Origin of the sequence: uncultured Anaerovibrio sp. (assembly GCF_947302755.1) — a bacterium.
Taxonomy (GTDB): Bacteria; Bacillota; Negativicutes; order Selenomonadales; family Selenomonadaceae; genus Anaerovibrio.
The window spans coordinates 1-10,495 of the sequence record NZ_CAMYWM010000091.1 but is presented as its reverse complement, the minus strand read 5'-3'; the positions used below and the strand labels follow the sequence as shown (position 1 = coordinate 10,495).

General features: G+C 43.8%; 10 protein-coding genes, 1 tRNA gene and 1 riboswitch. Of the genes, 3 read left to right on the top strand and 8 right to left on the bottom strand.

Annotated elements, in window-relative coordinates; all coding sequences use genetic code 11:
* Positions 1-86: 86 nt before the first annotated feature.
* The 3 genes from Q0Y54_RS09120 to Q0Y54_RS09110 form a co-directional block, all read right to left on the bottom strand.
* A tRNA-Lys gene (locus tag Q0Y54_RS09120) sits at positions 87-162 on the bottom strand.
* A gap of 92 nt (positions 163-254) precedes the next feature.
* Complete coding sequence (locus tag Q0Y54_RS09115; protein ID WP_297966617.1) at positions 255-1,052, bottom strand: molybdopterin-binding protein; 798 nt, start codon at positions 1,050-1,052, stop codon at positions 255-257.
* Positions 1,053-1,136: 84 nt separating this feature from the next.
* Complete coding sequence (locus Q0Y54_RS09110) at positions 1,137-2,045, bottom strand: AraC family transcriptional regulator (protein ID WP_297966615.1); 909 nt, start codon at positions 2,043-2,045, stop codon at positions 1,137-1,139.
* A 127-nt stretch (positions 2,046-2,172) separates the two neighbouring features.
* Between Q0Y54_RS09110 and Q0Y54_RS09105 the strand changes: the two genes are divergently transcribed.
* The 3 genes from Q0Y54_RS09105 (at position 2,173) to Q0Y54_RS09095 (ending at position 4,143) form a co-directional block, all read left to right on the top strand.
* Positions 2,173-2,370 (top strand): hypothetical protein, encoded by a 198-nt coding sequence (locus Q0Y54_RS09105; RefSeq protein WP_297966612.1) that lies wholly within the window; start codon positions 2,173-2,175, stop codon positions 2,368-2,370.
* Between the two features lie 405 nt (positions 2,371-2,775).
* Positions 2,776-3,630, top strand: coding sequence for a DUF3990 domain-containing protein (locus tag Q0Y54_RS09100; protein WP_297966610.1), 855 nt, complete (start codon positions 2,776-2,778; stop codon positions 3,628-3,630).
* An 18-nt stretch (positions 3,631-3,648) separates the two neighbouring features.
* Complete coding sequence (locus Q0Y54_RS09095; RefSeq protein WP_297966605.1) at positions 3,649-4,143, top strand: hypothetical protein; 495 nt, start codon at positions 3,649-3,651, stop codon at positions 4,141-4,143.
* A 195-nt stretch (positions 4,144-4,338) separates the two neighbouring features.
* Here the strand turns inward: Q0Y54_RS09095 and Q0Y54_RS09090 are convergent, their stop codons facing one another.
* The 5 genes from Q0Y54_RS09090 to Q0Y54_RS09070 all read right to left on the bottom strand — a co-directional run.
* The gene (locus tag Q0Y54_RS09090) at positions 4,339-6,312 is read right to left on the bottom strand and encodes a TonB-dependent siderophore receptor (protein WP_297966603.1); all 1,974 of its coding nucleotides are present in this window, start codon (positions 6,310-6,312) and stop codon (positions 4,339-4,341) included.
* Positions 6,313-6,440: 128 nt separating this feature from the next.
* Positions 6,441-7,469, bottom strand: coding sequence for an iron ABC transporter permease (locus Q0Y54_RS09085; protein WP_297966600.1), 1,029 nt, complete (start codon positions 7,467-7,469; stop codon positions 6,441-6,443).
* The gene (locus Q0Y54_RS09080; protein WP_297966597.1) at positions 7,466-8,323 is read right to left on the bottom strand and encodes an ABC transporter ATP-binding protein; all 858 of its coding nucleotides are present in this window, start codon (positions 8,321-8,323) and stop codon (positions 7,466-7,468) included. Before Q0Y54_RS09080 ends, Q0Y54_RS09085 begins: the two co-directional genes overlap by 4 nt.
* Before the next feature lie 3 nt (positions 8,324-8,326).
* Positions 8,327-9,310 (bottom strand): ABC transporter substrate-binding protein, encoded by a 984-nt coding sequence (locus Q0Y54_RS09075; RefSeq protein ID WP_297966594.1) that lies wholly within the window; start codon positions 9,308-9,310, stop codon positions 8,327-8,329.
* Positions 9,311-9,498: 188 nt separating this feature from the next.
* Positions 9,499-9,675: riboswitch (cobalamin riboswitch) on the bottom strand.
* Between the two features lie 257 nt (positions 9,676-9,932).
* The coding region (locus tag Q0Y54_RS09070; protein WP_297966591.1) for a hypothetical protein at positions 9,933-10,495 on the bottom strand (563 nt) is incomplete at its 5' end.

Below are 10,495 nucleotides of genomic sequence, written 5' to 3'. Positions count from 1 at the left end.
CGAACCTGCTGATTAAGAGTCAGATGCTCTACCAGTTGAGCTAGTGAGTCATATAAACAGGCTGAAGCCAGCCTGAAAAATATCAATGGTGACCCACCGGGGACTCGAACCCCGAACCTGCTGATTAAGAGTCAGATGCTCTACCAGTTGAGCTAGTGAGTCATATATGCTTTACGCAACAATTGATATTATAGTTATTTCACCTATCTCTGTCAACAAAAAAATTGAAAATCCAATACTTTTCCAAGGATATGTTATTTATCCTCAAAAATGTCCTTTATGTATTCCTCCTCCAGTGCCTTCTTGCATTGCTCCAGTATCGGAGCAATAAGCCTGAGGGCTTCCTCCCGATTATGGGCTGCGGCGGTTATGCGTATGAGACAGCCATCCTCCTTGGCATAGGTGGCCACCGTGGGATTTTCATTATCGCACAGGTCCCCCAGCCGTTCTGCACAGGGGCCCTCGCCTACAATGGTGACTGATACCTCCTGACGGCTCATCATCTTTATATCCATGGACACAAATACCCGGTCACTGAATTTTTGCAGATAAGGCACGCCGTATTCCCTGAACATGGGCTGCATTTCCTTTGGGGGACCAGGAAAGAGCATACAATATTTACCATTATTTTCCATAATACACCCGGGAGCAGTGCCGTTATGATTGTACATTACAATTGAATTATTGGGCACATAGGCCTGCTTTTTCTGGCTGTCAGTGAACTGGGTAAAGCCGCTGCGGGTGAGCCGGTCCTTCATCATTTCCCAGGCCTTTTCATCAAGAACAGCTTTTTTATGGAAATAATCCATCAGCATTTCCTTGGTCAGGTCATCCTTGGTAGGTCCGAGGCCACCGGTGAGAATAACCATATCTCCCCGGGCAAAGGCCACATCCAGGGCATTCTTAATACGGTCAGGATTATCCCCTACCACAGTCTGGTAATAGCATTCCATGCCCAGCTTGGCCAGCTCCTTGGCGATAAATTGGGCATTGGTATTTACTATATTGCCTAACAAAAGCTCGGTTCCTACACTTATTATTTCCACAATCATCTTTGCATTTCTCCTTAACAAGCCATCAGGTAAAACGTAGAATTATTCAGGTGATTTTAAAATTTCATCTGAACGATATCGAATTTACCCCTTATCCTCGGAATAACTGTTTTGCTTTCTGAATACATGGGGACTGCAGCCCCGGTACAGGCGAAAGGCCTTGCTGAAATGGCTGGGATTATAATAGCCGCAGGCCATGCCTATAGCCAAAATGGACTCGTTGGACTCCACCAGCATTTCCTCTGCCACCTGCAACCGGTAATTTTGTATATATTGCCGTGGTGACATATTAAATATGGCATGAAAACACCGCTGGGCCTCCCGTTCACTGAGACCAGCCTGGTCAGCCAATTCCTCCACTGAAAGCTGCTCCCCATAATGGCCATGAATGTAATCCACCATAATCTTAATCCGCTCCATTTGGGGAGTGGTGTAGCCTATCTTGGAGGCTGTGGGGTGATCACTTAATATGGCCAGGGCCTTTCCTATATGATACCGCAAATCCAGCTCATAACCAAATATTTCCTTTTGGGCGGCTTCAAAGGCTTTTCTTATATTGATGATGGCATCCCGTTCCCGCTTTATGGCTGTATGGAGATATGTTCCGGAAAAGAGTTCATCGGTAACAATGGGCTGGACATATTTTTTAAAAATAACATTGGCTATTCCGCCGCTTATAAACTTTTCGTCAAATACCACACAGTAAAGCTGGCACCGCTCCCCATGAAGCTTATATTTGTGCAATACCCTGGAATTGCAGAAAAAGCCATCTCCTGCCTGTAAAACAGACTGCTTCCCCGCATATTCCACCAACGCACTGCCGGAGGCGACAAACATAAATTCCAGCTCCCGATGCCAATGCCAGGGCAGGGATTGAATGCCTCCCTTCTTCCAGTCAATACAATATATGCTGCAGGGGAACAGGGGATTATCGTGCATCTGCTCCTTTTCCTTGTCCGCCATCAAACGTATTGTGGTCATTTTCTTAATCATAAAAAACCGCCTCTTTTGTCGCATAGAGAACATTTTTTGTCGTATAAAAGGCAGAAGTCTCAGCATTTACGGTATATACTATAGTCACAGTCGAGGAACAATAGATGTTTAAAAGGAGGAATTAGCTATGAAAGCAGCAGTTAGACTTTCCAACATGGAGCGTTTGTTAATGAACGTTAATACCCATCATTATAGTTTCCTGGAGGGTGAGGATTTCCATTCTGCAAAAGAGAGCGATCTCAGCTATCGCCTTGGTATTCATGAGTTGCGTATCGGTGGCTTTGCAGCTTTGGTAGTAGCAACTGCTTTGGCTATCTGCCTCTGATATAACGAGCTTTAAGATTTCCCCCACCTATTTAGGTTTTGGAAAACAAACTACAACAGCTGGCGAGCATATCTCCCAGCTCGTTGAAACGCTAATTGGAAGATTTTTCTTCTAAAGAAGAAAAATTTGAACAATGGCGTTATAAGCATATTATATAATAATCGATTGATTGTTACTATCCCCCATTAAAAATAATGTTCTCAAAACGACGGGATTGTTTCGTGCTCCCCCGGCACGTAAACAATCCTGTTTTTTTGTGTTCAAATAATTTCCCCCAGCAACCAGTCAATCAGGTTATAACGCCATTGTTCAATTGTCTAAAAACTTGTTTGAGTAATATGTATCAAAGAAGTTGACTTAAACTTGTTTGAGTAATATGATATAAATAAGTTGAGGTGAGATTATATGCAGTACAATTTTCGGGATGATTTGAAGGCCATCAGAGCAATATTAGGCTTAACCCAGGCAGAGCTTGCATCGAAAATCGGTATTGAACGAATTACAATTTCCAGAAATGAGCTTGGCAAAACAACACCATCTGTCAAGCTGTTGGAACAAATATACAGCTTTGCCTTTAAGAACAACATAAAGCTAAACAAATTGAAGGAAATGCTATGGCTGGACAATCTCGAAAATGGCCATAAGCTTTTATTTCACGGTGCGAAATCAGAAATAATTGGTGAACCAGGGATTAACAGGAGCAGAAAAAATAACGATTTTGGGCAGGGATTTTATACTGGTGAAAAATACGAACAGGCCATATCATTTATTTCAGGCTTTGATAAATCCTGTATTTACCTGATAGATTTTTTTGATGCAGGCCTGACACACAAGCAATACAGGGTTGACCAGGAGTGGATGATGACAATAGCCTATTATCGTGGGGCTATAGATGAATATAAGCATCATCCTATCGTAAAAAGGCTGGCAGAAAAATCCAGATTGTACGATTATATAATCGCACCCATAGCTGACAACAGGATGTTCCAGATTATTAATTCGTTTATTTATGGCGAAATAACTGATGAACAATGCAAGCATTGTCTGGCCGCAACTAATTTAGGATTTCAGTACGTTTTCATCACCGAAAAATCGCTTAAGAATTTAAAGCTTGTCGAACGCTGTTATGTTTCTGACAAGGAGCGTCAGTATTATAAAAATCTCCGTTCCTCAGATACCAGGCTTAGTGATGACAAGGTTAAACTGGCACGAATAAAATACAGGGGAAAAGGCCATTATATTGACGAAATTTTAAAATAACCATAGGGTGGTGATATAATGAAAAATTTAGATAAAAGTGGTCTCTTATTGTGTGAACTGCAGGGTAAGTCCTTTGAATTATCAGCCGAGGCTCTATCCATGAGCTCTGAAATTTTCATACGAAGATTTATGAACAGCCAAATAGCCAAAGCCTTGGACAGTGGCGATATATTGGATACCAACATTCAGCCACGCGATATATTGGAAAGAATCGAGGAACAATACGGCCCTTCAAATTATGGAAAAATAAAATATGCTGCTGATGAATTGTATTGGATAGGCTACATTTACCGTTACTTTTCTTATACATACGAAAAATCCTCCTTGCAGGTATATAAAATCATAAAGCCCAAGGAGCTTCGCCAATTATTTTTGCCATACCATACCATGGATCCTTCCCAAGCCATTGACCGCATATTGGAAGCCCACAACCACATTCGTGATGAAAAGGAAGAACTATACCGCCAATACCAGATATTGAAGGCCATACGTGAAGAAAGTGCAGGCTATTGAAGACTGGGCTATTAGCGACTGGACTATTACGATTAGCCTTAAAGGGTGAAGGTTTAGCCGTTGGGGTAAAAGTCTATTAACGACTGCGCTATTACGATTAGCCTTAAACCAATAATAGAACCACCAATTGAGAAATAATGCTAAGTGAAAAAAGAGACAGCAACGAGGCTGTCTCTTTAAGTTTGTATTTTGCTTTTAGAATTTGTAAGTGTAATTCAACATAAAGGTTGTTGGAGCACAGTAATAATCTGATGAGGAATTGGAGGTACGGTCACGTCTGTTGAGGAGATTTTCAATATTCAGATTTAACTCGCTGTGCTCATCCGGGGTATAGATAAAGTTCCAGGTGGTCAGGAGATATGGCTTAACCGGCTCATTGGGACCGGACTGGGACTGGTAACGGGAGCACATATAGGAAAAGTTCAGATTAGACTTAAACTTATTGTACCGATAGGTAATACCACCATCCAACTGGAGACGGCCATAGACATTTTCCCATTTGTCCTTCATATCCCCCTTTTTGTCAGCGTTGCTCTTGCTCTGGGGATGTTGCCAGGTAATACCGTAGTTGTAGCTCCACTTATCCCCACCATCAATTTTGCAGGAGAGCTCAATACCGGTATTGCGGAAGTCAACATTGGTATACTGATACTGCTTTACAGGGTCCTTCTGCCAGGTGGCAGTAATATTATCCTTTACATCAATATGGAACAGGGCCGCCTTCCAGGTATGACTGCCATGATTTTGCTTCCAGCCCAATTCATAATTTATACCCTTGGCAGGCTTCAAATCAGGATTTGGAACGGAGAAATCACTTTCCTTGTACATTTCAGAGAAGGTAGGCATCTTAAAGGACTGGGCCACAGACAAATACAGGTTATTCTCCTCATTCATCTTATGGAGCCAAGAGGCAGACATACTGAAGTTGTTGTAATTCTGATCCTTAAAGGCACCGGTAGTCCAGGTTTCACGGGCACCAAAGGTAACATTGTTCTTGGCGTCAAAATCATGGTCAACCTGAGCAAAGGCCGCCCAAACATTTCTATCATAATTGGACCTGGTACCACTTGTGGTTACATAAGCGTCGTAGCTTTCCCGCTGACCGCTTAAGCCGGCAATCAAACTGGTGGCATCGGATAACCGCCATTTCTTTTGGGCATCTACACCATAAGAGGTATTTTTCTCCCTGGTGTGATACTCCGTATTGGCGTAGCTGTATTTTTTATTCTTATATTTAGCATCTGTAAAGCCCTTGGATTCAATAAAATTGATATTGTTGAATATAGACACCTTCCAATCATTATCATGGAATACAGCCTGCATATTGTGATTAATGGTATCATAGCGTCTGGTCTGGTACTGGTCACCCACCTTAAATGGCCCATCATATTCCCCATTAAGGTCGCTAAACCTACGATCATAATAACCCATATTTTCCGAAAAATTATAATAAACATCCCAAAGCTTGCTGAGGGAACCGGAAACCGTCAAATTTTCCTTGGTCAAATCATGGGTGTAATATTTAAGCTCAGCACCGCCCTGCCAAGCTGGGGAGCACTGGTCATGCTCCTTACCAATTTTTGACCTAAAATACCCTATGCGCCATCTATCCGTTCCCACATTAACCCCATAATTATAGGCACTGCGGTTACCAAAGCCAAGGGTTACAGAATTTTGGTCCACGCCCTTTTTCAGAATAATATTAACGACACCGCCAATGGCATCAGAACCATAGAGAACGGAGCCGTTGCCCTTTATTACCTCAATACGCTCGATGTTGCGGGCATCAATGGAGCCTAAATCGTACTTGCCCCGATATTCCATTGGTGTACCGTTAATCAAAATCAAAGTACCATCCTTATAACCACGAATGATAACATCATTGGTCATGGTACCCATATTGGAGTTTGCATTGCCGATACAGTCATATTGAATGCCATTTACCTTCTTCAATACATCCATGGCGGAAGCAGCTCCCATTTCCTTAATGGCTTCAGCAGTAATTACCTCCGTGCTGGCAGCGACTTCGACATCCTTCTTCTCTGTTCTGTTGGCAGTTACCACAACATCCTCGTCACCAAAATCTGCAATCTCCGCTGCGTAAACGCCGGAGCTGGCGGCCATTACTGCCAAGGCAACAGCCGTACTTAACAACCTCTTGTTTTTCATATTCATGTCTCCTAAAATAAAAAATATTATTCACAAGGCCATAGGCCTTGAAAATATGCCCGTTATTAGCTTACCGTATATGGTAAGCCTTGCTATCCAACGATAAAATACTAAAATTACCCGTTGTATTATCGTATATCCATATTTTTCCTCAGCAGGTAGAGGAAATATGGGGTGCCCAAAATGGCGGTCATGATGCCCACATTGATTTCACTGTTGGTCAGCAGCATGCGTCCCACCGAATCACAAAATACTAAAAATACAGAGCCGCCGATCATACTGGCCGGCAATAAGCGGCGGTGGTTAGGTCCCACCAGCATCCGCATCATATGGGGAATAATCAGCCCCACAAAGCCGATACTGCCGGTAATACAAACACTGCTGGCGGTGGTCATGGTGGCAACGGCCAATAATATAAGCCGGTATTTGGTAACATTCATGCCCACGGCCTTGGCCTCTGCCTCACCCAGGGCCAGAATATTAAGGTGTCGGGCCATCATCAGCATAATGGTAATGCCCAGGCTTATAGGTACCACACCCATAAGCACGTGCTCCCAGCGGCGATAATCCAGGCTGCCGATGGTCCAAAACAGATATTGCTGTACCTTATGGTCATCCATAATAGTCAGCATAGCCGCCGTCAGGGCACTAAAGAGCATACCCACCACAACACCGGCCAGCAACAGGGTCAGCACCGGAATACGGCCATGACGGGTGGCCAGACCAATGGTCAGGGAAACTGCCACTACGGCACCTATAAAGGCTGATATTGGCAGGCCCACCAGGCTGGTGCTGTTAATTCCGGCAATTATGGCAATAACCGCACCGAAGGTGGCACCACTGGATACGCCAATAATCCCCGGATCCGCCAGTGGATTGCTGAACAGGCCCTGCAGTACGGCTCCGGAGGCCGCCAGGCCAGCCCCCACCAACAGACCGACTACGGTACGCGGTGAGCGGATAAACATCAGCACCGCTTCCTGTTGCTCCGTTACATTGATCTCTGTCAGTAAAGGAATACCCATTTTATGCAGACACCAGGCCACCACCTGGATAAAATCCAAATTATATTGTCCTGCCGACAGGGAGGTACATACCACCAATATCAGGGCAATCACTAAAATAATGGAAACCAGCTTAAAATGATAATTTCTCATTTATTAGCCCCCCTTCCATCATGCTTGTTGTTGCCAATTATGGTGGCAATAAGCTGTTTTTTGTCCACATCATCCGGAGGGGGAACTGTAAAGATATCCCGATGACCCGTTTCCTTATTAATCAGGGAACAGATGTCCACCCCATAGGCCTCCGTCAGCAAATTATCCTTCAAGACCGCATCAGGACACCCATCAGCAAGGATGGTGCCTTCCTTCAGCAGCATCAGGCGGGAACAAAATCTGGCGGCCAAATTCAGCTCATGAACCACCATGATTACAGTTTTTCCATAATTGCACATTTCACGGCAAAAGCGGAAAATTTCCTCCTGATAAAATAAATCCAGGCCGGAAGCCGGTTCATCCAAAAATAACACATGGGTTTGCTGGGCCAGCACCTTGGCCAGGTACACCCGCTGCCGCTGTCCGCCGGACATGGCCTTAATGGGTGTATCAGCCAGCTCCGTTACCCCGGTATATTTCATACAGGCCTCCACGATTTCCAGGTCCCGGTCACTGCTTTGCTCCCACCATTTTATATAGGGATAGCGACCGGCCATCACCATATCCCGGGCCGTGTAATCAAAGGTCATTTCCACCTGCTGCTGTAAATAGGCAATCTGAATGGCCAAATCCCGTTGGGAATAATCACTCAGCTCCCGGTCAAACAGCTTTATACTGCCCTTCTCCACCGGCAGGAAGCCCCGCAGGGTTTTTAACATGGTGCTTTTTCCTGCACCATTTTTACCAATAATACCCACAAATTCACCAGCATTAATATCAAAGCTGGCATCGGTAATTATTTTATGTTTATCATAACCACTGGTTATGTTATTAACACTTATTACTTTTTTCATATTTCACTCCGCCACTGACAAATGCTGCTGATCAGCCAAATAAAAGGCATCACCATAAACTGAATAGGCTATTTCCTGGGCCCCAAAGCAAAAATCCTGGGATGACGAGTATATATAGGCATCCCTTGGCTCCCGTATGCCACCATTTTTTATGGCTTTCATCTGCTGCAGGGAAATATCCTTGGTATACTGGTCCTTGAAGGCCTGATTATCAAAGGAGCCATGGGCGGAATAGCTGGGAAGAAATATAATATCCGGGTCAATCTTCAGCAGCATTTCCTTGGTGAGCTTAACCCCACGGTTCAGCCCGACCTCCGATAAGCCGTTAATTACACCGGCCCAGGTACATTCATCATCATAAATACAATCCTTGCCGCCATAATTTTGCACCACGGATATTAGGGCCACCCGTTTCCGTTGGTCCAGGGGAACCTGTTCATCAATTTTGGCCTTTAGCCCATATAAATGGTCCTCCATCAAGGCAATGAGCTTATCCCCTTTATCACCCTCCCCCAGGGCGGACGAAATAAGACGAATATTATACTTTATATCCTCAAGATTTTTGGCTGCCTTGACTACTACCACATTTATGCCCATATCCCTTAGGGACGTAACATAATCCAGAGTCCCCCAATCGGCGGAAATTACTAAATCAGGCTTAAGGGCCAATAGCTCCTCCAGCTTGGGGTGACGTACCCGATTGGGAATTTGTTTGGCCAATTCCACCACGTTGGAGCTATTTGGGTCATCCAAATTGGCATTGCAAGCAATCATACGGTCAGGCTTCACCAGCCCCAACACGATATTATCGGTGCCAATGGTCATGGTGACTATCCTGGTGGGCTTCTCCTTAAAATGGACCACCGTTCCCTGACAGTCCGTAACCTCATATTCGCCGGCAACTGTATTGTCCTGTCTGGCACACCCTGATAACAGGGCAACAAGTAATACGCTGACAACAAGCAGTAATTTTCTGTAATCCTTCACTTGGCAAATCTCCCCCGTTCCTACCATATTAGTGCCCAAATAAAAAACGGCTAGAACAATATCTAACCGTCAATAAGTGCACACAAAAATAAAAGCCTTTCTTCCATAATGGCAGAAAAGCAAGAACATACTCCCCAACATTTTGATGTCCAGGAGATATAATCCCCTTCCTGTCGCTCGCAGGTAAAAACGGTGATTGAACAACAGGTAGTTCTCCTGACTTGACTCATAGCTCTGCTACATGCCTTCCCAGATTGCTCCAGTGACCAAAACTATAGCTTTGCTCCTCTTACAGTGGCGGGACCGTGCTGGACTTTACCAGCTTCTCTATTAAGCCTTGCGGCACCTGTTCCAATACAATATTCATTTGTTCAACATAGTTTAGTATACACTTTATAGTATAATTGTCAAATAAAAATGGTATTAATAGCATATTTTTTATTAATGGATAGCTCAAGCTATAATAAATGGTGATATAAGAAGCTTCGTGCGAAACGGTGTTTCGCACTACGCCCTTACAACGAAATCTAAAGCTCATCTGCAGCCTTCGGATTTGATCCGCTAAGATTTCATAGTACAAAGGGAACAGACCATATCTGTCCCCTCAAAAATTCAGCACTTATTAGTTTAATTGTTTAATTGCCCATGCCGATATGAGAAAGATTAACATAAAGGCACCAACTGCAATATATTCCAGTCCAACCTCCAGCAAGGGTATTATCATGGCAATTATTGTTAATACCGCTGAGAAAGAGGCAATATAATATCCACCTCTTCCTTTGTTTTTTTTAATATTTGTCAGGGAATAGGCTTTATTCCACCAGCGGGTTGAATATAATAAGCCACCGCTTACAGCCATTGCCACCGAGAGCAAGGCCATAATCCCCCATAAAATTTTTGTAACCAATAGGTAATGATTATGAATGTGAATATTCAAGGCTTCGGCAAAAATGTTCCGCAAACCGCCGTCAGGAATGAAAATACGGTTATTTATATTGTTCCCCTGTACCAAAATCAGCTCATAAGGAGCATATAAATTGGCATTTTCCCTGACCTCCGCCATTTGAAATTCATAAAAGCCATTATTTGCCGCCGGCATTACCATATTCACAATTTTCTTGGAGGGATAATCCGCTAATAACCGGGAAATAACCTCATCAGGGGCCACCTCCCCCATAGGCTTAT

What these genes read in the sequence shown, in the direction of transcription:
- Q0Y54_RS09085 (WP_297966600.1), bottom strand. Translation starts at nt 7,469, where the DNA reads ATGAGAAATTATCATTTTAAGCTGGTTTCCATTATTTTAGTGATTGCC.
- Q0Y54_RS09115 (WP_297966617.1), bottom strand. Translation starts at nt 1,052, where the DNA reads ATGATTGTGGAAATAATAAGTGTAGGAACCGAGCTTTTGTTAGGCAAT.
- Q0Y54_RS09080 (WP_297966597.1), bottom strand. Translation starts at nt 8,323, where the DNA reads ATGAAAAAAGTAATAAGTGTTAATAACATAACCAGTGGTTATGATAAA.
- Q0Y54_RS09110 (WP_297966615.1), bottom strand. Translation starts at nt 2,045, where the DNA reads ATGATTAAGAAAATGACCACAATACGTTTGATGGCGGACAAGGAAAAG.
- Q0Y54_RS09100 (WP_297966610.1), top strand. Translation starts at nt 2,776, where the DNA reads ATGCAGTACAATTTTCGGGATGATTTGAAGGCCATCAGAGCAATATTA.
- Q0Y54_RS09090 (WP_297966603.1), bottom strand. Translation starts at nt 6,312, where the DNA reads ATGAAAAACAAGAGGTTGTTAAGTACGGCTGTTGCCTTGGCAGTAATG.
- Q0Y54_RS09095 (WP_297966605.1), top strand. Translation starts at nt 3,649, where the DNA reads ATGAAAAATTTAGATAAAAGTGGTCTCTTATTGTGTGAACTGCAGGGT.
- Q0Y54_RS09105 (WP_297966612.1), top strand. Translation starts at nt 2,173, where the DNA reads ATGAAAGCAGCAGTTAGACTTTCCAACATGGAGCGTTTGTTAATGAAC.